At 73.8% G+C, this 21974-nt stretch carries 20 protein-coding genes; 9 read left to right on the forward strand and 11 right to left on the reverse strand.

Features of this window, described 5'->3' with window-relative positions; genetic code table 11:
* Window positions 1–10 precede the first annotated feature (10 nt).
* Window positions 11–1345, reverse strand: coding sequence for a D-arabinono-1,4-lactone oxidase (locus QSK22_RS17135; protein WP_285495195.1), 1335 nt, complete (start codon window positions 1343–1345; stop codon window positions 11–13).
* Between the two features lie 44 nt (window positions 1346–1389).
* Window positions 1390–2580: an MFS transporter gene (locus tag QSK22_RS17140; protein ID WP_285495196.1), complete on the reverse strand. Its 1191-nt coding sequence runs from the start codon at window positions 2578–2580 to the stop codon at window positions 1390–1392.
* Window positions 2581–2786: 206 nt separating this feature from the next.
* Between QSK22_RS17140 and QSK22_RS17145 the strand changes: the two genes are divergently transcribed.
* The 3 genes from QSK22_RS17145 to QSK22_RS17155 all read left to right on the forward strand — a co-directional run bounded on the left by QSK22_RS17145 (window position 2787) and on the right by QSK22_RS17155 (window position 5943).
* Complete coding sequence (locus tag QSK22_RS17145) at window positions 2787–4037, forward strand: lytic transglycosylase domain-containing protein (protein WP_285495197.1); 1251 nt, start codon at window positions 2787–2789, stop codon at window positions 4035–4037.
* A gap of 122 nt (window positions 4038–4159) precedes the next feature.
* Window positions 4160–5089: a ferrochelatase gene (locus QSK22_RS17150; protein ID WP_285495198.1), complete on the forward strand. Its 930-nt coding sequence runs from the start codon at window positions 4160–4162 to the stop codon at window positions 5087–5089.
* Window positions 5090–5124: 35 nt separating this feature from the next.
* A complete protein-coding gene (locus QSK22_RS17155; RefSeq protein ID WP_285495199.1) occupies window positions 5125–5943 on the forward strand; it encodes an inositol monophosphatase family protein in 819 nt (272 codons plus the stop codon).
* Between the two features lie 512 nt (window positions 5944–6455).
* Here QSK22_RS17155 and QSK22_RS17160 read toward each other — a convergent pair.
* Window positions 6456–6632 carry a hypothetical protein gene (locus QSK22_RS17160; RefSeq protein WP_285495200.1) on the reverse strand — a complete coding sequence of 59 codons (177 nt, stop codon included), beginning with the start codon at window positions 6630–6632 and terminating at the stop codon, window positions 6456–6458.
* Window positions 6633–6813: 181 nt separating this feature from the next.
* Here QSK22_RS17160 and QSK22_RS17165 point away from each other — a divergent pair, with 181 nt between their 5' ends.
* The gene (locus tag QSK22_RS17165; protein WP_285495201.1) at window positions 6814–7467 is read left to right on the forward strand and encodes a response regulator transcription factor; all 654 of its coding nucleotides are present in this window, start codon (window positions 6814–6816) and stop codon (window positions 7465–7467) included.
* Window positions 7464–8774 (forward strand): sensor histidine kinase, encoded by a 1311-nt coding sequence (locus tag QSK22_RS17170; RefSeq protein ID WP_285495202.1) that lies wholly within the window; start codon window positions 7464–7466, stop codon window positions 8772–8774. Before QSK22_RS17165 ends, QSK22_RS17170 begins: the two co-directional genes overlap by 4 nt.
* Window positions 8775–8818: 44 nt before the next feature.
* Here QSK22_RS17170 and QSK22_RS17175 read toward each other — a convergent pair whose 3' ends face one another.
* Both QSK22_RS17175 and QSK22_RS17180 read right to left on the reverse strand, forming a co-directional pair.
* Entirely contained in the window at window positions 8819–11596 is a 2778-nt protein-coding gene (locus tag QSK22_RS17175) for an ABC transporter substrate-binding protein (RefSeq protein WP_285495203.1), read from the reverse strand.
* Between the two features lie 9 nt (window positions 11597–11605).
* The gene (locus QSK22_RS17180) at window positions 11606–13279 is read right to left on the reverse strand and encodes a serine/threonine-protein kinase (RefSeq protein WP_285495204.1); all 1674 of its coding nucleotides are present in this window, start codon (window positions 13277–13279) and stop codon (window positions 11606–11608) included.
* 522 nt (window positions 13280–13801) lie between these two features.
* On the opposite strand from QSK22_RS17180, the gene QSK22_RS17185 reads away from it, so the two are divergent.
* Both QSK22_RS17185 and QSK22_RS17190 read left to right on the forward strand, forming a co-directional pair.
* A complete protein-coding gene (locus QSK22_RS17185; RefSeq protein WP_067917299.1) occupies window positions 13802–14098 on the forward strand; it encodes a DUF4193 domain-containing protein in 297 nt (98 codons plus the stop codon).
* Window positions 14099–14207: 109 nt separating this feature from the next.
* Window positions 14208–15245, forward strand: coding sequence for a hypothetical protein (locus QSK22_RS17190; RefSeq protein WP_285495205.1), 1038 nt, complete (start codon window positions 14208–14210; stop codon window positions 15243–15245).
* Between the two features lie 143 nt (window positions 15246–15388).
* Here QSK22_RS17190 and QSK22_RS17195 read toward each other — a convergent pair whose 3' ends face one another.
* On the reverse strand, window positions 15389–15988 hold the full coding sequence (locus QSK22_RS17195; protein WP_285495206.1) for a maleylpyruvate isomerase family mycothiol-dependent enzyme: 600 nt from the start codon (window positions 15986–15988) through the stop codon (window positions 15389–15391).
* A 78-nt stretch (window positions 15989–16066) separates the two neighbouring features.
* On the reverse strand, window positions 16067–16354 hold the full coding sequence (locus tag QSK22_RS17200; protein ID WP_285495207.1) for a DUF4235 domain-containing protein: 288 nt from the start codon (window positions 16352–16354) through the stop codon (window positions 16067–16069).
* Window positions 16355–16678: 324 nt separating this feature from the next.
* On the opposite strand from QSK22_RS17200, the gene QSK22_RS17205 reads away from it, so the two are divergent.
* Entirely contained in the window at window positions 16679–17872 is a 1194-nt protein-coding gene (locus QSK22_RS17205) for an acyl-CoA dehydrogenase family protein (RefSeq protein ID WP_285495208.1), read from the forward strand.
* Entirely contained in the window at window positions 17869–18945 is a 1077-nt protein-coding gene (locus tag QSK22_RS17210) for an acyl-CoA dehydrogenase family protein (protein WP_285495209.1), read from the forward strand. The genes QSK22_RS17205 and QSK22_RS17210 overlap by 4 nt, the downstream gene beginning before the upstream one ends.
* Window positions 18946–18977: 32 nt before the next feature.
* Here QSK22_RS17210 and QSK22_RS17215 read toward each other — a convergent pair whose 3' ends face one another.
* The 4 genes from QSK22_RS17215 to QSK22_RS17230 form a co-directional block, all read right to left on the reverse strand.
* Window positions 18978–20267 (reverse strand): cytochrome P450, encoded by a 1290-nt coding sequence (locus QSK22_RS17215; protein WP_285495210.1) that lies wholly within the window; start codon window positions 20265–20267, stop codon window positions 18978–18980.
* A gap of 60 nt (window positions 20268–20327) precedes the next feature.
* A complete protein-coding gene (locus QSK22_RS17220) occupies window positions 20328–21005 on the reverse strand; it encodes a YidC/Oxa1 family membrane protein insertase (protein WP_285495211.1) in 678 nt (225 codons plus the stop codon).
* A gap of 27 nt (window positions 21006–21032) precedes the next feature.
* Window positions 21033–21323, reverse strand: a complete 291-nt coding sequence (locus tag QSK22_RS17225; protein ID WP_285495212.1) for a DUF6412 domain-containing protein — start codon at window positions 21321–21323, stop codon at window positions 21033–21035.
* 86 nt (window positions 21324–21409) lie between these two features.
* Entirely contained in the window at window positions 21410–21967 is a 558-nt protein-coding gene (locus QSK22_RS17230; protein ID WP_285495213.1) for a hypothetical protein, read from the reverse strand.
* Window positions 21968–21974 lie beyond the last annotated feature (7 nt).

Below are 21974 nucleotides of genomic sequence, written 5' to 3' on the forward strand. Positions count from 1 at the left end.
CGGGCCTGGATCAGTCGCCGAACACGCGCCGGGTGTAGGGGTTGGCGAAGCGCCGGTCGGGGTCGAGCTCGTCGCGCAGAGCGACGAAGTCGCCGAACCGCGGGTAGACCGTCTCCAGGTACGCGGCGTCGCGGGTGTGCAGCTTGCCCCAGTGGGGGCGGCCGCCGATCGCGGTCATCAGCTCCTCGACGCCCTGGAAGTACTCCTCGTGCCGGTCGCGGTGGTAGACGTGCACGGCGATGAACGCGGTGGGGCGGTCGTAGGCCATCGACAGCCACGCGTCCTCGGGCGGCAGCACGCGCACCTCGATCGGGAAGCTGATGCGCCAGTCCCGCTTGTCGAACAGGGCACGCAGCTCCCGCAGCGTCGGCAGGAGCATCTCGCGGGGGATCGCGTACTCCTGCTCCTTGAACCGCACCGTGCGCGGGCTGGTGAAGACCTTGTAGGAGGTGTCGGTGTAGGTGCGCGCCCCCAGCGCCCTGGCCGACACCGCGTTCAGGCGGGGGGTGACGGCCGGCACGCGGTGGGTGACGCGGTTGAGCGCCCCGAACACGGTGTTGGACAGGAACTGGTCGTCCAGCCAGTACCGCAGTTTCGGCAGGGGCCTGGCCGGGCCCTCGACGCGGTTGTTGCGCTTGGTCAGGCACCCGTCGGTGTGCGGGAACCAGTAGAACTCGAAGTGCTCGTTGGCCTCGGCGAACTCGTCCGTGCGCGCCAGCACCTCGTCCCAGCGCATCGGCTGCTCCTGCGCGCGCAGCAGGAAGCCGGGGACGGTGCGCCAGGTGACGGCGGTGACGATGCCGAGCGCGCCCACGCCCGCGCGCGCGGCGTCGAACAGGTCGGGGCGCTCGTCGCGGGAGCAGGTGACCACGCTGCCGTCGGCGAGCACCAGTTCCAGGGCGGCGACCTGGGAGGCGAGCCCGGCGACGTCCCGGCCGGTGCCGTGCGTGGCGGTCTGCAGGGCGCCCGCGACGGTCTGCTGCTGGATGTCCCCCATGTTGGCCAGGGCGAGCCCGTGCTCGTCCAGGATCCTGTTGAGGGCGTGCAGGGGAAGCCCCGCCTCCACGGTGACCAGCCGGGAGGCGGTGTCGACGGAGCGGACGGCTCTCAGGCGGTCGGGGCGCAGCAGGATGCCCTCGGCCACGGCCGCGCCGGTGAAGGAGTGGCCGGTGCCGATCATCCGGACCGTGCGGCCCTCGTCGGCGGCTGCGCGGACCGCGGCGGCGACCTCGCCGGTGTCGCGGGGGGCCAGGACGCGCTGGGGGACGGCGCGCTGGTTGCCCGCCCAGTTCCGCCAGGTCTGCGTGCTCGCGGGGGACCTCGAGGGGGACCTTGCAGGGAACATGGCAGGACTCTACTCGTCCCACTGTTCATGAGGAAAGTTCATGTTTACTGTTCGGCGGTGCGCAGCCGCCCCGTCCCGGCCAGCCCCACGGCCGCCGCCGCCACCGCGGCACCCAGCGGCACCAGGAAGGCGGCGCCGGCCCCGTGCCCGTCCACGACCCGGCCCGCGATCGACGACCCGAACGCCAGCCCCACCCCGATCAGCGTCGACACCGTCGCCAGGCCCTCGGTGAGCTGGTGCGCCGGCACCAGCCGCTCCACCAGCCCGTACCCCGGAATCACCGTCGGAGAGATCGCCAGCCCGGAGAAGAACACCACGGCCATCATCAACCACAGGTCGTCGACCAGCACGGGCGGCACCAGGCCCGCGGCCAGCAGCACCAGCCCCACGCGGAAACGCCGGTCCAGCCGGCTCTGCCACGCCCGCGCCCCGTACCACAGCGCGGCCGTGCCGCTGCCCAGCGCGTAGCACCCCAGCAGCACCCCGGCCAGCCCCTTGTGCCCCTCCTCCTCGGCGAACGCCACCCCGGTGACGTCGATCGCCGCGAACACCACGCCCAGCATCAGGAACACCGGCGCCAGCACCATGAGCCCCGGATTGCCGAACAGCGCGCCGCTGCGGGCCTGCTCGCGCGGCCGCGGCGGCGGCTCGGTGGCGCGCTGCGCCGCCAGCGCCAGGCAGCCCACCAGGGTGAACGATGCGGACGCGGCCAGCCCGGCCGCCGGGTGCACGCCCGTGGCCAGCGCCGTGACCAGCAGCGGACCCACCACGAAGATCGTCTCGTCGACCACCGACTCGAACGAGAACGCCGTGTTCAGCCGGGCGGGCCGCTCCCGCAGCACGTGCGACCAGCGCGCCCGCACCCAGGCGCCCAGCGACGGCTGCGTCACCCCCGCCAGCGCGGCGGCCGGGAACAGCGTCCAGGCGGGCAGCGCGAGCTCGGCGCACAGGATCAGCGCGGCGAACCCGGCGGCGTTGGCCAGCGCCAGCGGGACCAGCACCCGGTGCTGGCCGTACCGGTCGGCGAACCGGGCGCTCACCGGTCCGCCGGCCGCGTACGCCAGCGACATCGTCGCCGACACCGCGCCCGCGACGCCGTACGACCCGGTGACCGCCGCCACCAGCAGGACGACGCCGATCCCCACCATGGACATCGACATCCGCCCCACCAGGCCCGCGGCGACGAACAGGCGGGCCCCGGGAACGGCGAGCAGCTCCCGGTACGCGTTGGCCAACCCTGGTCCCCTCTCCCCGTCCGGGTGAACTCCCCGGTAACCTCGACCCCCTCCGCCCCAGAGGTCGCACCGGACGCGCGCGGTGGCGCACCGCGGCTCCGCGTCCGCGACCCGTCAGTGATCCACGAGGTCGGAACGTGATCACGCTACCTAAACGTGACAACCGCAAAGAACCTGTAACCAAGCCGTAGCGACTCTCGTTGGGAATGGTTGTGGCTTCCTCCTCACCCCCGCACGCCCCCACCCGGCCGCAACGCACCGAGCAGGCGGGCACGCCGAAGAAGGCCGGGAAGGCCCGTGCGGCGGCGCCCCGCCCCCCGCGCGGCCGCCGCCGGGGGCTGACGGCCGCAGTGGCCGGCATCGCCGTGCTGTGCGCCGGGAACCTCGGAGGCGGCGTCTACGTCGCGTTGAGTGCCGACGACGAACGCGGCACGTCCCGCAGCGCCGCGTCGCGCACCCAGACCCCGCCGACCGGCGGCCCGGTCGCCAACGTCGCCGACGGACGCCAGGTCGCCCCGCTGCGGCGCGTCGTCCCCCCGGACGTGCTGGCCGTGTCGCGGAGCGGGTCCATCGGCCGGGCCGCGATCGCCAGAATCGGCAGGCTCAAGCGGGTGCAGGACGTCATCGCGGTCGCGGGCGGGGCGGTGCAGCTGCAGGGACGCGGCATCAACACCTTCGCCGTCGACCCCTCGACGTTCCGGTCCTGGACCCCGCCGGGCACCGCCAAGCGCAACGACCTGTGGGAGGCGCTGGCCGCCGGCCGGTTCGTGGTCTCCACCGCGGCGGCCGACCAGCTCGGCCTCGCCCGCGGCACCCGCTACCCGGTGGTGGCCCGCACCATTCCGCAACTGGAGATGGGCGGGTCGGGCACCCTGGGGCTGCCCGGCATCGACATGCTGGTCGACAGCAAGACCGGCACCCAGATGGGCCTGGTGCCCAACGTCGCGGTCATGGTCAACGCACCCGGGGTGGACGCGGCGAAACTCGCGGCCTCGGTGAAGAAGATCCTTGGGCGCAACACCGACGTGGTGAACCTGCACGAGCAGCGCTACCAGACCCCCTCCGAAGCGAACGGACGCCCCGGCAGCTATCTGGACCTCTACAAGCAGGCCGCCCGCAGCTGCCCCGGCCTGTCCTGGACGGTGCTCGCCGCCATCGGCCAGGTGGAGAGCGACCACGGCCGCAATGCGGGCCGCTCCAGCGCCGGGGCGCTCGGCCCCATGCAGTTCCTGCCGTCCACATGGCGCTCCTACGGCGTGGACGGGGACGGCGACGGCAAGGCCGACATCATGAACCCCTACGACGCCGTCCCCGCCGCCGCCCGCTACCTGTGCGCCCACGGCGCGGGCAAAGGCGGACGGCAGCTCTACCAGGCGATCTGGGCCTACAACCACGCCGACTGGTACGTCCAGAAGGTCCTGAACCTGGCCAAGGCCTACGCCGTGCGCTACGACTAGGCCCCGACCCGTCAACGAGGGGCCGCCGGACGTTCACCCCGGGGCCGCGCACGGCACCCGGACGCGGCTGGTTGGATGGAGCCATGACCGCGTTCGGAGCGAGCCGATAAGTGACAGCGAACATGAGTGACTACGACGCGTTGCTCCTGTTGTCGTTCGGCGGACCCGAGGGACCCGACGACGTGATGCCGTTCCTGGAGAACGTCACCCGCGGACGGAACGTCCCCCGGGAGCGCCTGGAAAAGGTCGCCGAGCACTACCACCTGTTCGGGGGCGTCAGCCCCATCAACGAGCAGTGCCGCAGGCTCAAGGCGGCCATCGAGGCCGACCTGGCCGCGCACTCCATCGACCTGCCCGTCTACTGGGGCAACCGCAACTGGACGCCGTACCTGGCCGACACGGTCCGCCAGATGGCCGCCGACGGCGTACGACGCGCCGCCGCGTTCGTCACCTCCGCCTACAGCGGCTACTCCTCGCACCTGCAGTACCTGGAGGACATCGCCCGCGCGCGCGCGGAGGTGCCGGGCGCCCCGCAGATCGACAAGCTGCCGGTGTACTGCCGCCGCCCCGGGTTCGTCGACCCGTTCGTGGACGGCGTGCGCGACGCCCTGGCGCGGCTGCCGCAGGACGCCCGCCTGGTGTTCACCGCGCACAGCGTGCCGCTGGCGCAGCCCGGCCGCGCGGACTACGTCGCCGAGCTGGAGGACGTCGCGGCGACCGTCGCCGAGCGGGCCGCGCCCGGCCGCCCGTGGGCGCTGGTGTACCAGAGCCGCAGCGGCCCGCCCACCCAGCCGTGGCTGGAGCCCGACATCTGCGACCACCTGGAGAAGCTGGCGGGCGAGGGCGTCGTCGCGGTGGCGGTCGTGCCGATCGGGTTCGTGTCCGACCACATGGAGGTCAAGTACGACCTGGACGTCGAGGTGGCGGACAAGGCGGCCGCGCTGGGCCTGCGCTTCGAGCGCGTTCGGACGCCCTGCTTCGACCCGCGCTTCGCCGCGCTCGCCCGCGAGCTGATCACCGAGTCGGCGGGCGCGGCCGCCGCGGGCCGCTGACGGCCGCGGGCGACGACGAGATACCGATGAGGGGGATGAGGGTGCGCAGCCTGCCCGAGGAGCTGCTCGAACTGGCGGTGGCCGTGGCCCGCGAGGCGGGCCGGATGCTGGTCGACAAGCGTCCGGCCGGCGGGCCGGACGTGGTGCAGACCAAGTCCAGCCCGACGGACGTGGTCACGCAGATGGACCGGGCCGCCGAGAAGCTGATCATCGACCGGATCCGCGCGGAGCGGCCCGACGACGGCTTCCTCGGCGAGGAGGGCGGCACCCGGGCCGGCGGCAGCGCCGTCCGCTGGGTGATCGACCCCATCGACGGCACCGTCAACTACCTGTACGACCTGCCCGACTGGGGCGTCAGCGTGGCCGCCGAGGTGGACGGCGAGGTCGTGGCGGGCGCGGTGGACATGCCGCGCCGCGGCGAGACCTACACGGCGGCGCGCGGCGGCGGCGCCCTGCTGCACACCGCCACCGGCACCCGCGAGCTGCGCTGCAACACCGGGGTGCCGCTGAACCGGGCGCTGGTGGCCACCGGGTTCGGCTACGAGGCGCGGCGCCGCGCCCGCCAGGCCGAGGTGCTCACCGGGGTGCTGCCGAACGTGCGCGACATCCGCCGCGGCGGCTCGTGCAGTGTGGACCTGTGCTCGCTGGCCGCCGGACGGGTGGACGCCTACTACGAGCGCGGCGTCCAGGCGTGGGACGTCGCCGCGGGCGCGCTGGTCGTGCGGGAGGCCGGCGGCCGCGTCGGCGGCCTGAACGGCGCCCCCGCGGGCCCGGAACTGGTCATCGCGGCCGCGCCGGGGCTGTGGGAGGAGCTGCACGACCTGCTGGCCCCGCTGGACCCCGCCCGCGACTGAGCCCCGCCAGGGCCTCACAGGAGGTCACAGGGCCGTCCAGGCCCTGTCTGCAGCGGCGCGCCGTCCCCTTGGGCGCAGAAAGCCCGGGCAGCGGCACGCTTTCGGCGGGCGCGCTGCAGAAGAAGCGGGGAGCACACAGTGTTCCCCGCTTGTGCGGGGGTTTCAGGGGGTCGTCCCTCTGGGAGATGAAGCGGGGAGCCTTGGCTCGTGCTTTTCGTGGGCATACTGCTCCCCGCTTGTGCGGGGGTTCCAGGGGGTCGTCCCTCTGGGAGATGAAGCGGGGAGCCTTGGCTCGTGCTTTTCGTGGGCACATTGCTCCCCGCTTGTGCGGGGGTTCCAGGGGGTCGTCCCTCTGGGAGATGAAGCGGGGAGCCTTGGCCCATGCTTTCCGTGGGCACACTGCTCCCCGCTTGTGCGGGGGTTCCAGGGGGTCGTCCCTCTGGGAGATGAAGCGGGGAGCCTTGGCCCATGCTTTCCGTGGGCACACTGCTCCCCGCTCCCCGCGCGCGGGTCTAATCGCAGCGGGACGGCTCGAGGCCGATGTCGTGGTTCGCCGCGATCCGGCGCAGCTCCTTGATCTCCTCCTGGCGGATGTCCGCCAGGTAGGTGTCGCCGACGGCGCGGGCATGACGCAGCGACTCGTACGCGTCGTCGAGCCGCTGCTGGATCGCACGTGACAACTCGCCCATGGACCTCCTCCCGGGAACAGGCCCCCCTTACCCACACCTACGCTTGAAATAAACCTGTTCCGGGATGAAATTTTCAGCGCAACCTGACGCACCCCTCAGCGGGCCGCTGACCAGGGAACTTACCGGCGTCTTACGGTCGACATGGGACCGTTGCCGGGCCGAGGGCGGAGGAGGAGACGAAGTGCGTGTTCTGGTCGTCGAGGACGAGCGGGTCCTCGCGGACGCGATCGCCACCGGGCTGCGCCGCGAGGCGCTCGCCGTGGACGTCGCCTACGACGGCGCGGGCGCGCTCGATCGGGCCGAGGTCAACGATTACGACGTCATCGTGCTCGACCGCGACCTGCCCAAGGTGCACGGCGACGAGGTCTGCAAGCGGCTGGTCGCGCGCCGCTGCCCCGCCCGCATCATCATGCTCACCGCCGCGGGGGAGCTGGACGACAAGGTCGAGGGCCTGTCCATCGGCGCCGACGACTATCTGGCCAAGCCGTTCGCGTTCGCCGAGCTGATCGCCCGGGTACGGGCCCTCGGGCGGCGCGCCGCCGCCCCGCTGCCGCCGGTGCTGGAGCGCGCCGGGATCAAGCTCGACCCCGCGCGCCGCGAGGTGGAGCGCGACGGCCGCGCGATCGACCTGACCCGCAAGGAGTTCGCGGTGCTGGAGGTGCTGCTCAGCGCTGACGGCGCGGTGGTCAGCTCCGAGCAGCTGCTGGAGAAGGCATGGGACGAGCACATCGACCCGTTCACCAACGTGGTGCGGGTCACGATGATGACGCTGCGCAAGAAGCTGGGGGACCCGCCGATCATCGAGACGGTCCCGGGAGTGGGGTACCGCCTGTGACCCCGCCCTCCGGAGCCCAGGACGGGACCGGCGCCCCTCCGCCGCCCGCCGGCGTCCGGCATGCCGCGACGCGTCCCGTCGCCGCCTTCGGCGGACCGCAGGGGAGCGGGCAGGGCGGATGGCACGGCTCCACCGGCCCCAATCCGCTGCCGACCGGCGGCAGGAGCAGAGGCCGCGGCGGCGCGTCGTTCGGCGCGGACCTGCGCGCCCTGCCGAGCCGGGTGAGCGTGCGGCTGCGCCTGACCGTGCTGTACGGGCTGCTGTTCTTCCTGGCCGGGGCGCTGCTGCTGTTCGTGACCTACCTCCTGGTCGGCTCGATCCTCAACTCGGTGTTCCCGCGCGGCTATGTGATCTACACGCCGTCCGGGCCGCTGGACCCGGAGGTGCTCAAGGAGATCACCATGAAGCGGCTGGTCAGCCGGTCGCTGGTGGCGCTGGCCGGGGTCGGGATCATCGCCGTGGTGCTGGGCTACTTCGTCGCCGACCGGGCGCTCAGCCCGCTGCAGAAGGTGACCGCGACCGCGCGGCGCCTGTCGGAGAGCACCCTGCACGAGCGGATCGCGCTGGAGGGCCCCGACGACGAGATCAAGGAGCTGGCCGACACCTTCGACGCGATGCTGGAGCGGCTCGGGCAGGCGTTCGACTCCCAGCGCCGCTTCGTCGCCAACGCCTCGCACGAGCTGCGCACCCCCCTGGCGATCAACCGGACGCTGCTGGAGGTGGCGCTCGGCGACCCCGAGGCGTCCGACGACCTGAAGACGGTGGGCCGCACCCTGTTGGCCACCAACGCCCGGCACGAACGGCTGATCGAGGGACTGCTGCTGCTGGCCCGCAGCGAACGCCAGCTCACCACCCGCACCCCGGTGAACCTGGCCGAGGTCGCCGCCACCGTGCTGGAGACGCACCGCAAGCGCGAGCACGACAACGACGTCACCGTGTACCCCGAGCTGACCACCGGCACCACGCTGGGCGATCCGGTGCTGCTGGAGCACCTGGTGTCCAACCTGGTCGACAACGCCGTCAAGCACAACGCCGATGGCGGCGAGGTGTGGGTGCGCACCGGCGTGCTGGACGGGTACGCCACCGTGCAGGTGGAGAACACCGGCCCGGTCGTGCCCGCCTACGAGGTGGACCGCCTGTTCGAGCCGTTCCGCAGGCTGAACTCCGACCGGGTCGAGTCGGCCAAGGGCGCCGGGCTGGGGCTGTCGATCGTGCGCTCGGTCGTGCTGGCCCACCGCGGCACGGTGTACGCCGCGCCGCGCTCGGGCGGCGGCCTCATCGTCACCGTGCGGCTGCCGCTCGGCTGACCCCGCCCCGCCGCGCCAGGCCGCCTCCGGGGCGGGGCGGCCGGCTACCGGCGGGCGGCGGTGGCCACGGTCGGGAACCCCTCGTAGTCGAGGTCGAGACCGCTGAACTTGTCGGAGACCACGGCCGCCTCCAGGTCGGTCGTCACCGGAATGATGGCCATGTCGTCCAGGGCGCGCTTCTCGGCGGCCTGCATGACGCGCGTGCGGCTCGCCTCGTCGCGGGTGGCGAGATACGTGGCCAGATCGGCGTCGAACGTCTTGTCCTTCCAGCCGGCGTAGTTGAGCCTGCCGTTGTCGGCGGTGGCGATCTGGTCGCCGGCCAGCAGCGGCTGCAGCATCGTGTACGCCGAGGGGTAGTCGGGCTGCCAGCCCAGCGCGATCAGGCCCTGGGCGTCCTTCGCGGTGACCGCCCTGGTGAACGCCCGGTAGTCTGTGGCCGAGTAGGTCCGCAGGGTCACCTTCCAGCCCAGCACCTGCTCCAGCTGCTGGACGACCGGCTGCGTCCAGGTCCGGTAGCCGCCGACATCGCGGAGGTAGAGGTTCACCTCGGTGCCCGGACCCACTCCCGCCTCCTGGGCCAGGCGCTTGGCCTCGTCGGTGTTCCGGCGCTCGCACGACGGGCAGCGGCCGCGCCCGTCGAACCCGGGGATGGCGGGCGACACCAGCCCGATCGCCGGGCGGGCGAGCCCGCTCATCGCGGTGGTCGCGATCTGCTGGCGGTCGAGCGCGTACGAGACGGCCAGGCGCGCCCGGCGGTCGCGCAGCGGCCCGCGTGCGGTGATGGGTATCAGCAGCCGCTGGGACGTGGCGGGGCGGACCCGCAGGTTCCGGTCGGTCCCGGCCGGCCGCCCCGTCGTGGTGTCGACGGCGGCCCAGTCGACCGTGCCCGCCGTGAACGGGGTCATGAGCCCCGACGTGTCCGAGACCAGCCGCACCCGCACGCTGTCGAGCTTGGTCTTGCCGAACGCCCACCGCTCGTTGCGGACCAGCACCGCCTCGCTGTCCTTGTCGTAGGACTGCAGCTTGAACGGGCCGTTGCCGATCGGTGCGGTGTTGTAGGAGAGGTTGTCGTACCGGCCCGCGGACGTGGGCACGGGTGAGAAGACCGGGTCGGACAGGCGCTTGTCGAACTCGCAGTCGCCCTTGTCGAGCTCTACGGTCAGCGTGTTGCCCGAGGCCCGAACGCCCTCCAGGGTCTGCGACCGGCCTCCGAGCACGGCGGCGTAGCCCTTGATGTTGTCCAGCAGGTACCCGGTGATCTCGTTGCTGACGTTGCGGGCCCAGCCCCGGGCGAACGCCTCGGCGTCCACCGGTTCCCCGTTGGAGAACGTGGTGCCCGGCTTGATCTCGATCTTCCACTGGCGGCACGTGTCGTCGGGGGTGATGCTGCGGGCCATGCGCAGCCGGCTCGTGCCGTCCTGCTTGACCTCGGTGAGCCCGGTGAACAGCTGCTTGGCGAGGAAGCGCTCGGTGCCGAACGCGGAGTGGGCGGGGTCGATCTCGCCGGAGGAGGACTGCGGTGCGGTCATCGCCACCCGCACCTGGCCGCCCTCCTTGGCCCCCTGGCCGCGGTCTTCGCGGTTGAGCTGCGCGAGGGCCACGCTCCCGGCGACGATCAGCGCGGCGAGCGCCGCGGCGCCGCCCGCGGTCAGCACGCTGATGCCGCGCCGCCGGGGACGGCCGCCCGGACCGGCCGGCGCCGTCGTCGTCAGCGGCTTGCGCTGCCAGGAGGGATGGGCGCCGGGCACGGGCGGCGTCCACCCGCCGCCCGGCGTGTCCGCCGCCTGCTGCCCGGGGGCCGCCGGAGCGTACTGCGGGAACCCGGGCGGAAGCCCCGGCGGCGCGAAGGCGCCCGGTGCGTTCTGAGGCGCCGCCTGCGGGCCGCCCGGAGCGTGGGCGGAGTCCGGCGGCGGCAGGTGCAGGCGGGTACCGGCGGCGGCCGCCTCCGCGCCCTGGTTGAGCATCGCGGTCGGCGCGTCGGGGTCCGCCCCGGCGGCGGGCGCCGGAGAACTGCCGGCCAGCGTCAGCAGCTGCATCAGCACCTGCTGCGACGACGGCCGCGCGGCCGCATCCTTGCTCAGGCAGCGGGCGACCAGGCCGCGCAGCGGCTCGGTCAGCGCGCCCAGGTCCGGCGGCAGGTTGAGGATACGGTGCATGACCGCGGGGATGGAGTCCTGGCCGAACGCGGCACGGCCGGACGCGGCGTACACCATCGTGGCGCCCCACGCCCACACGTCGGCCTGCGGGCCGATGGGCCCGCCGGTGATCTGCTCGGGCGCCATGTAGGCGGGGGTGCCGACGGCGGTGCTGGACATGGTGCCGGTGGCGTCCAGCGCCCGGGCGATACCGAAGTCGATCACGCGCGGCCCGTCCGGGGCGAGCAGCACGTTGGCGGGCTTGAAGTCGCGGTGCACCACCCCGGCCTGGTGGATGGCGGCCAGCGCGGTCATCGTCCCGATCGCCAGCCGGTCCAGGTCGCCGCCCGAACGCGGCCCCTGGTCGGCCAGCACCTTCGACAGCGACGGCCCGTCGATGTACTCGCTGACGATGTAGGGCCGGTCGCCCTCCACGTCGGCGTCCAGGATGCGCGCGGTGCAGAACGGCGACACCCGCCGCGCCACCTCCAGTTCGGCGGCGAACCGGGCGCGGGCCTTGGCGTCGCCGCTGAACCGGGCGTGCAGCAGCTTGATCGCCACGCGCCCGCCGCCGTCGTCCTCGGCCAGGAACACCGAGCCCTGGCCGCCCTCGCCGAGCAGCCCTGTCAGCCGGTAGGCGCCCAGGCGTTCGGGGTCGCCCGGACGCAGCGGTGCGATCGCCGCCATCGCGGGGCCCTACTGCCTGAACACGGTGCCGTACGCCGCCGCGGTGTCGCTGGTGTCGGACGTCTCACGCCACTCCCAGCGCAGGTAGATGCCGGTAGCCGACGGCTGGAACGTGATGTAGCCCGGCGCGCACTCGGTCTCCGACTGCCCGCTGATGGGCGTCTCCCGGTAGACGATCTTGCTGTCGGTGCTCAGGCTGCGCTGCAGCGACAGCAGGGTCCGGCAGGTGTTCGAGCCGTTGCTGTAGGTGTAGGTGGCGTTGCCGGCGCTGCGAATCAGGAAGAACCGGGTCTGGAAGGTGGTGCGTCCCGTGCCGGCGCCCGGCTGGTACCCGGTGCCGGTGTAGGTGCCGGTGATGCCGTTCTCGGCGCTGATCGACGCCGACGAGGTCGGCGACGGCAGCGAGTACGTCGGCGTGTAGGTCGGCGACGGGTCCGGATCGTCCTCGTCGCTGGACGCCACCGCCACGATCACTACCACCACGACCGCGAGCAGCACCAGCACCAGGCAGCCGACACCGATGACCACCGGTGCGGACGACGAGGACGACGCCTGCGGGGTCGGCGGCGGATACGCCGGCCCGCCCGGCCCCTGCGGCCTGGGCGGCGCCGCCCCCGGGCCGGCGTTCGCCGGCTGGTACATCGGCATCGGCGGCGGGGTGATCGGCTGCGGCGGCGGCGTGCTCGGCCCCGCGTGCCCCGGCCCGGCGTTCATCGGCATGGGCGGCGGGGTGATCGGCTGCGGCGGCGGGCTCTGCCGCGGCGCGGACGGCACCGGCGGCGGCGCCGGCAGCTGCGCGGCGATCCGGGTGCCCTGGTCCAGCAGGTCCTGGCGGCCCGCGCCCGCGCCCGACGGCGCCGCGCCCACGTGCCCCAGCAGGTTCAGCAGCAGCTGGGCCGCCGGGGGGCGCAGCCCCGCGTCCTTGGACAGGCAGCGGCCCACCAGGTCGCGCAGCGGCCCGGCGGGCAGCGCCGACAGGTCGGGCTCGTCGTTGAGGATCCGGTTGATGATCACCGGCAGCGTGTCGGCCTCGAAGGGCGACTGGCCGGTGGCCGCGAACACCATCGTCGCGCCCCAGGCGAAGATGTCGACCGCGGGCGTCAGCGGCGCCCCGGTGAGCTGCTCGGGCGCCAGGTAGCCGGGGGTGCCCACCACCATGCCGGTGGCGGTGACGGCGCTCTCCTGGGAGTTGACGGTGCGGGCGATGCCGAAGTCGACCACCCGCGGGCCGTCCGGCGCCAGCATGACGTTGTTGGGCTTGAAGTCGCGGTGCACGATGCCGGCCTCGTGGATGGCGGCCAGCGCGGTCGCGGTGCCGATCGCCAGCCGCTCCAGCTCCTCGGGCCCGCGCGGCCCGTTGTGCGCCACCACGTCGTGCAGGGACGGACCGTCGATGAACTCGCTGACCACGTACGGCTGGTCGCCGTGCAGGTCGGCCTCCAGCACCCGGGCGGTGCAGAACGGCTCGACCCGCTGCGCGGCCGACACCTCGCGGTTGAACCGGGCCCGCGCGGACGGATCGCCGGCCATCGACGAATGCAGCAGCTTGATCGCCACGTACTCGCCGTCCGGGGCGCGGCCTAGGAAGACCGACCCCTGGCCGCCCGCGCCGAGGCGCCCGACGACCTCGAACCGTCCCAGCGCCCGGGGATCGCCTGGCTCCAGGGGAGCGGCATCCGGCATCTGACCCTCCAGTGACCCGCAGTAGATGTGCCGCGTGGTGAACGCCGGCCCCGTACCGGCCCTCCCGGCGGCGGCCGGGTGGTCCGCGACGCGGCGCGCCCCAACCTCGGCGGGCACGATATCGCGTTAGGTCAGACGTTTCATCGCAGCTTCCGGTTCGCTGCGGACCGATCAAGATGCCGCTTTCGGTTCGGGCGGCCGGACGCGGCCGCGCGCCGCGCGGTGCAGCCGGTGCGCACAAGCCCTACGGGGCAGGTATGATCCGGCCGCCGCGGGGTGGCTCGCCGAGGGTCCCGGTACTGATGAACGCCGTGACGCCCGGCCGGACATGTGACCGACGACACACATCCTGAGGATCGATCCCGGTGACGGGTGTCACCGGCGGGACCGGTCGCGTCTTGCGTGTCAGGGGTCACTACCCGTGACAGAATTTCCCGCCCGGATCGGGCACAAGACGAGTCCCCCGAGCGTTAGATCCGCGCGACGGGGCGCATAAAGGACTGAGGGGGATGGAGATAGAAGATGGCGACCGACTACGACAGCCCGCGTAAGACAGACGACGACCTGGGCGAGGACAGCCTGCAGGAGCTCCAGGCCCGCCGCGCCGACAAGGCCGCGAGCATCATCGACGAGGACCTGGACGCCGGCGAGGTCGCCGAGCTTCCCGGTGCCGACCTGTCGAACGAGGAGCTCACCTTCCGGGTGGTGCCGCGCCAGGCCGACGAGTTCACCTGCAGCCGGTGCTTCCTGGTGCACCACCGCAGCCAGCTGGCCAGCGAGAAGAACGGCCAGCCGGTCTGCCGCGAGTGCGCCGCCTGAGATGCTCCGGCGGCGTGATGGGCGGAAGCGGCCGGTGACGGCGGACCGCGGGCGCAAGCACGACGGCGATCGCGCGGCGCAGGGGGCGCCGCGCGACGACGATTCGGCAGTGGACGATTCGGCAGTGGACGACGCGGTCCGGCAGGGCGGCCCGGAGCCCGGCGGCGACGCCGCCGGATCGGGCGAGGGCGCCCTCGTCCGGCCGGGCGAGGCCGCCGCCGAGCCCGCCGCCGACCCCACCGCCGAGATCGACACGCTGATCGGCCGTCTGTCGGCCGGCGAGAACATGGACGGCGAGACCCGCGGCCGCCTGCTGGCGCGGCTGGCCCACCTGCTGGCGGGCGGCGTGCGCAGGGCGGGCGCCGCGGGCCTGGCACGCGGCCGGCTGCTGGCCGACGCGCTGATCGCGGCGGCGCCGCACATCCCCGTCCGCGACCTGGAGACCCTGCGCGCCCACCACCACGGGCTGGAGGGCGAGGAGCTGGCCGACAGCCTGGTCCGGGTGGCGAGCAACGCCACCACGGCGGTGGGCGCGGCCGGCGGGGCGCTGGCCGCGGTCGAATTCGCCGCCCCGCCGCTGCTGCTGTCGGCCCCCGCGCAGCTGGCCGCCGAGACGCTCGTGGTCGCGGCCATCGAGGTCAAGCTGATCGCCGAGCTGCACGAGGTGTACGGGGTGCGCGCGCAGGGGTCGGGCGCCGCGCGGGCCGCGGCGTATCTGACCGCCTGGGGCAAGCAGCGCGGCCTCTCGCCCCTGGAGATCAAGAACGGGTCGTTCACCAACGCGCTCGGCTCGGCCGCCAAGGCGGCCCTGCGCAAACGCCTCATGCGCTCCTTCGGCCGCAGCATCAGCACGCTGGGCCCGTTCCTCACCGGCGCCGCCGCCGGGGCCGCCCTCAACCGGTCCGCCACCAAGCGCGTCGCCGAGGCCGTCCGCGCCGACCTGCGGCGCCATGCCGCCGCCCAGCCGCCGTTGGGGCGGCCGGTGCCGCCATCGCGGACCGAGCTGGACGCCCCCGCCCGGCAGGAGGCCGGCGACGACGTCCGGCTGGCGGTCGGCGACGACTCCGCCGGGCAGTTGCCTCCGCCCGGGCCCGCGCCCGGCTCCGGGCAGCTCCCGCCGCCCGCTCCGCCCCCGTCAGCGGACTGACGCCCCGCCCGGCCGAGAAGGGCCGGTGACCGGACGGGCAGGCCATGGCCCGTGTCGCGGCGGTTTTCCGCCATCGGCCGCCGCACCGCCAGGCGCCGCGGCCCGTCCGGCTCCGGTCGGCGCCGGGCCGGACCCGCGGGCCGTCAGGCGAACTCCAGATCCCCCTTGACCGAGTCGCGTCCGGCCAGCCACAGCCCCAGCGCCTCCCGCGTGCCGCGCACCTCCGGGCCCCGGCCCACGGGACGGTGCCCGTCGGTGGGCACCACGCGGTAGCGCAGCACGCGGCGGTTCAGCCACAGGCTCAGCTGCAGCCCCTCGCGGAACACGGCGGTGGCGACCGTGTCGGGCAGGGTCCGCTCGCGGCCCAGCCCGCGCAGCACGTCCTGGTGGTGCATGCCGAGGTCGCCGAGCAGGAACGCGGCCCCGGCGCGGCCGGTGGTGCTGGGGCGCTCGGCCCACTGCTCGGCCCACTCCATCAGCCGGTCCCGCGACAGCGGGCGGGCGCGGTCCACCTGGGCCTGGTTGGCGGCGTTGATGCGCGGGCCGTACGGCAGGTAGGAGGCCAGGAGGTAGTCCAGGGCGATCACGTGGGCGAGGACGTCGCGGGGCGCCCAGCGGGAGCACAGCGTCCGCCCCGACTGGAACTCCTCGTCCGACAGGTCCGCCATCGTGTCGACCATCCTGCGGCGCTCGGCGCGCAGTTCGTCCTCGTACGGAAAGCTGATCGTTTCCAGCAAAGGCATCGTGGCCGGTCCCTTCCGACGGTGCGGGACCGACCACGATACGCGGGGCGCTGGACCCCCTGTCCAATAGGGGTGCCGTCAGGTGTTCGCCTTCAGGTGGGAGGGCAGCTCCCCGGTCCCCTTGACCCACTGCCGCGCCGCGGCGCGGGTGGCCAGCAGCCGGGCCACCTCCATGCCCACCCCCATGATCACGGCCCAGCCGATGGCCTCGCTCAGCGCGACCTCGGGGGACTCGGGATTGGTCGGCGGCTCCTTGCCGGTGGTCTTCTTCCAGGCCAGCGTGATCAGCTTCCTGGCGGCGAAGCCCCCGGCGAACGCGGCGGCCCCCGCCACGATCCGCCAGCCGATGTCGCCCTTCTCGGCCATGCTCGTCCTCCCGTTGTCCTGACTCGCCCCGACGCTACCGGAAGCACCCGGCCGGGCACGGCAAGTCCCGTCCCGTGATCGGGAGCGTCCCCCGGGACGGGGCGATGATTCACGCGCGGAGCGCCGGCGTGCGGCTACGGCACGACGGCTTGCGTCTCCACCCGACTGCGGCCCGCCGCCGCCCTGGCCGCCGCCTGACCGGTTCCTGACCCGCGCGGCAGGGGTTCCTGCCCGCATGGCACGGGGCATACCGAATGGCGTTCCGTTCCGGTGGGGCGCGCGCTAGCGTAAGTGGACGCTGACAACCTTGGGAGGAGCCGCCCTGTGACGGACCTGCAGGAGTACGGCCGCCGGGCGAGAGCCTGGCTGGAGGCCAACACCCGCGACCTGCCGCCCGAACCGGACCTGGCCGCGGCCCGCGCGTTCATGGCGCGGCTGTACGACGCCGGGTACTCGGGTATCACCTGGCCCGCCGCGTACGGCGGGCAGGGCCTGTCGGCGGCCGAGGAGCGGGCCTTCCAGCAGGCCGCCCGCGACTTCACGCTGCCGATCGGGGTGTTCGGCATCGGCCTCGGCATGTGCGGGCCGACGATCCTGTCGCTCGGCACCGAGGAGCAGAAGAAGCGCTACCTGCCGCCGCTGCTGCGCGGCGAGGAGATCTGGTGCCAGCTGTTCTCCGAGCCGGGCGCCGGGTCGGACGTGGCGTCGCTGCAGACCCGCGCCGTCCGCGACGGCGACGGCTGGGTGGTCAACGGCCAGAAGGTGTGGACGTCGGTGGCGCGGCAGGCCGACTTCGGGCTGCTCATCGCGCGGACCGACCCGGACGCCACCAAGCACCGCGGCATCACGATGTTCGTCGTGGACATGCACGATCCCGGCGTGACCGTCCGGCCGCTGCGCGACATGACCGGCGAGGCGCACTTCAACGAGGTGTACTTCGACGACGTGCGCGTCCCCGCCGACCGGGTGGTGGGGGAGGTCAACGGCGGATGGCAGGCGGCCGTCACCACCCTGCTGCACGAGCGGGTGTCCATCGGGATGGGCGCCGCCCGCACCGAGCGGCCCGCCTCGTTCAACGTGATGTCGGCGGCGGCGCGCGAGCGGGGGCTGCTGGGCGATCCGGCCGTGCGCGACCGGCTCGTCGACCTGTACGTGCGGGAGCGGGCGTTCGACCTGTTCAACGCGCGGCTGTCGCAGGAGGTCAAGGCCGGCATCGACCCGGGGGCGCGCGGGTCGGTCGCCAAGCTGCTGCTGGCCGAGCTGACGCTGTCGTCCGCCGACAGCGCCGGCGAGATCCTCGGCCCGGAGACGGTCGCCTACGCCGGGCACGACGAGGGCAGGATCGCGCGGGCGCTGTCGTGGGCGCCCGGCATGGCGCTGGGCGGTGGCACCAACGAGATCATGCGCAACATCATCGGTGACCGGGTGCTGGGGCTGCCGCGCGAGCCGCAGGTGGACCGGGACGTGCCGTTCCGCGAGCTGAAGGTCGGCACGCAGGCGAAGGAGGCGGGCCGATGAGGCTGATCCCGTCCGAGGAGCAGAGGGAACTGGCGGCGTCGGTGCGGGCGTTTTTGGCCGACACCGCGCCGATGGCGCGCGTCCGCGAGGTCGCCGAGTCCGACGAGCCCTACGACCGGGACGTGTGGCGGCGGATGACCGGCGAGCTCGGCCTGGCCGGGCTGGCCGTTCCCGAGGCGTACGGCGGCGCGGGCGCGGGGCACGCCGAGGTCGCCGTGGTCATGGAGGAGCTGGGCGCGGCGCTCACCCCCGCCCCCTACCTCGCCTCGGCCGTCCTGGCGGCGAACGTGCTGCTGGCGGCCGGGGACGAGCAGGCCGCCAAGGACCTGCTGCCGGACATCGCAAGCGGCCGGACGGTCGCCGCGTTCGCCGTCCCGCAGCCCGGCGGGCCGCTGCCGACCTGGGACGGGAAGGGGCTGACCGGCACCCTGCCGCGCGTGCTCGACGGCGCCGCCGCCGACCTGATCATCGTCCCGGCCCGGGCCGACGGGGCCACCGCGCTGTTCGCCGTCGAGGGCGGGGAGCGGACGCCGCTGACCACGCTGGACCTCACCCGCCCGCAGGCCCGCGTCGAGCTCGACGGCACGCCCGGCCGCCGCATCGCCGCGGCCGACGCCGACGCCGCGATCGGGCGCGCGCTGGACCTGGCCGCGGTCGCGCTGGCCGCCGAGCAGCTCGGCGGCATGCGCCGCTGCCTGGACACGATCGTCGAATACGCCAAGCTGCGCGTGCAGTTCGGCCGGTACGTCGGGTCGTTCCAAGGCGTCAAGCACCGGCTGGCCGACATGCACTGCACGCTGGAGCAGGCCGAGTCGATCGTCCGGTACGCGGCGTGGGCGGCCGACGACGCCCCCGAGGAGCTGCCCGTGGCGGCGGCTCTGGCCCAGACCTTCGTCGGCCCGGCGTACTTCCGGGTGGCCAAGGACCATCTGCTGCTGCACGGCGGCATCGGCTTCACCTGGGAGCACGACGCGCACCTGTACTACAAGCGCGCCAAGACCGACGAGCTTCTGCTGGGCGCGCCCCGCGAGCACCGCTCCCGGCTCGCCGAGCGCCTCGGGCTGCTGCCCTGACCGGAGCCCGGCGCCGGATACGCGACGGGTGCTCAGTACGTGAAGGGCAGGTGCTTGATCCCGTTGATGAAGTTGGAGTAGAGGCGGTCCGGCTCCCCGGCGGCGCGGATGCCGGGGAGCCGCCCGAACAGCTCCCGGAACATCACGGTCATCTCGCGGCGGGCCAGGTTGGCGCCCAGGCAGAAGTGCGGCCCCGGCCCGCCGAAGCCGACGTGCGGGTTGGGGGACCGGGTGATGTCGAAGACGTCCGGGTCCTCGAAGACCGTCTCGTCGCGGTTGGCGGAGTTGTAGAACAGCAGCACCTTGTCGCCCGTCCGGAACCGGTGCCCGTTCAGCTCGTAGTCGCGGGTGACCGTGCGGCGGAACTGGATGACCGGGGTGGCCATCCGCACGATCTCCTCCACCGCGCCGCCGATGCGGCCCTCGAAGTCCTCCATCAGCAGGGCCCGCTGCTCGGGGTTGTCGGTGAGCAGCTTGAGCCCGTGCGTCATGGCGTTGCGGGTCGTCTCGTTGCCCGCCACCACCAGCAGGATGAAGAACGAGCCGATCTCCTGGTCGGTCAGCGCCTCCCCGTCGACGTTCGCCTGCACCAGCGCGGAGACGAGGTCGTCACCGGGGTCGCGGCGGCGGCGCCGGGCCAGCTTCATGGCCAGGTGGTTCAGCTCGTACCCGGCGGTCATGACCTTGGTCAGGCCGTACAGGACGCCGGTGCGGGTGATGCCGTCGCGGACGAACCGGATCCCGCCGGCGTACTCCGGATCGCCCAGGCCGAGGATGATGTTCGTCCGGTCGTACACCATGGGCCGGTCCCGCTCGGGGATGCCCATCATGTCGCAGATCACCCGGACCGGGAGCCGGGCGGCGACGTCGGTGACGAAGTCCCCCGGGCCGCCCGCCAGCACGTCGTCGACGATGCGCACGGCCTCGGCCCGCAGGTCCTCTTCCAGCTTGGCCAGGACGCGGGGGGTGAACGCCCGCGACACGATGCGGCGCAGCCGCGCGTGCCGCGGGTCGTCCATGTTGATCATCGAGCCGAAGTAGCGGGCCAGGTAGCCGGGCATGTCGGCGATGCTGTTGGAGCAGGGTTCGCTGCTGAAGACCTCCGGCGCGCGGCTGGCCGCCACCACGTCGGCGTGCCGCACCAGCGCGTAGTAGCCGGGCCCGCTGCGGATGAACGGCAGCTTCAGCTCGCGGAAGAACTGCGGATGCTCGCGGGCGCGCAGCGCGGCGAACGCGGCCTCCCGCTCGTGCGGCGGGCGGGCCCAGAAGGCCAGGTCCGACAGGTCGATGTCGCGTTCGGTGCGCGCTGTGGTCGCCGCCATGACCGCATCCCCTGACAGAATGATGTTCGGTTTCCATGGAAGCCGCGCCCGGCGGGGACGTCAAGCCATGGCGATCCGGCGGCGCAGCACGGCCCGCTCGGCCGCCGTCCAGGCCGTGGACGCCAGCAGGTACACCCCGGCGGCCAGCGGCAGGAACGCCGCCGTCGCGACCGTGCCGAACGGCAGCAGCCGCAGCGGCCCCTCGGCGTGCCGGGACGTCCACCACGCCACCGCCGCCAGCAGCGCGAACAGCCCGAGGAACAGCAGCGACTGCGGCGCGAAGATCCCGGCGCCCCCGACGACGCCGATCCAGTTCTGGCCGAGCGGCGTGCCCAGCAGGGTGTGCGCCAGAAGCAGGTTCTGGTGCCCGTTGACGGTGGCCGAGACGAACAGCCGGTACATCACGGCCAGCACCGGCAGCTGCGCCAGCGCCGGCCCGATCCCGGCGAACGGCGACACGCCCTCTGCGGCGTACAGCGCCTGCAGTTCGCGGCGCAGCCGCACCGGGTCCCGGCCGTGCCTGTCCCGCAGCGCCCTGACCTTGGGCAGCAGCCGGACGCGGGCCCGCTCTCCTTGCGCCTGCGCGACGGCCAGCGGCACGAGCAGCCCCCGGACGAGCACGGTGACGACGACGATCGCCGCCGCCACGGACGGCCCGCCGCCCAGGAAGCCCAGCGTGTCCGCGATGGCGGTCACCAGGTCATGGGCGAGCGCCACCGCGGTGTCGAGAACGAACATGAGTGAAAGCCCTTCACGAGTCGGAGATCAGCGGATCGAGGTCGCGATCTCCGCCCCGGGGGCTCGGGGACGGGGCCGTCCCGCCGCGTCCGGGTCGCGCTGCGGCAGGAACGCCGTGCGCAGCGTCCGGTCCCGCAGCGCCGTGCGGACCCGTGCGGCCGACACGCGGGGCTCCACCCGGACGGCGGCGGTCGCCGCGGCGGCCAGCAGCAGTCCGGCCAGCGCGAACGCCAGCGCCGCGCCCTGCCCGCCGTCGGCGGTCGCCAGCGCGGACAGCAGCGTCAGGACCGGCGCCCAGATCCGCGCGATGTCGTGCACGTCCGGCCCTTCCTGCGAACAAACCCGCTCATACCGACGTCCCGCCCCGCCCGGCGGTTCCCTCCCCGCCATCCGGCATCTGCGCCCTAGCCGAGATGCAGCCACGCGAGGGCGGTGAGGGCGGCGAGCGCGGCCCCCTTGACCACGACCGGGACGCGGCGGCCGACGAGGGCGGCGCGGTCGGGGGAGCGGGACAGGTAGGCCAGGACGGCGCTGAGGGCGCGGCCCGCACCGAAGGCGGCCCCGGCCAGCAGCGTCGCCGCCGACCCCGGGCGGCTGAGCAGCAGGCCGAGCGCCAGGACGTACGGAGTGGTCGCCGACACGTAGGTGCGCACGCCGGTCCCGAGTTCGAAGCCGAACCGCAGCGCGCCCGCGCGAAGGCGGTCGGCGAGCACCTCCGGCGGGATCTGGCGGGCGTTCTGCGGCAGCCGCAGCCGCACCAGCCCGAGGTCGCGGGCCGCGCCCAGGGCCGCGACCGCCACGATCGCGGCCGTGCGCGCCGGCGGCGGGACGGGCGCGGCCAGGCCGGACAGCAGCCACAGCACCGCCGCGCTGAGCGTGCCCCCGAGCACGAGCCCGAGGGTGAAGACGGCCAGGACCCAGCCCTGCCGTACCGGAGCCCGCCAACCTGGCGAGAACAGCACCGACTCG

Source organism: Actinomadura sp. NBRC 104425 (assembly GCF_030269545.1).
Classification (GTDB): Bacteria; Actinomycetota; Actinomycetes; order Streptosporangiales; family Streptosporangiaceae; genus Spirillospora; species Spirillospora keratinilytica.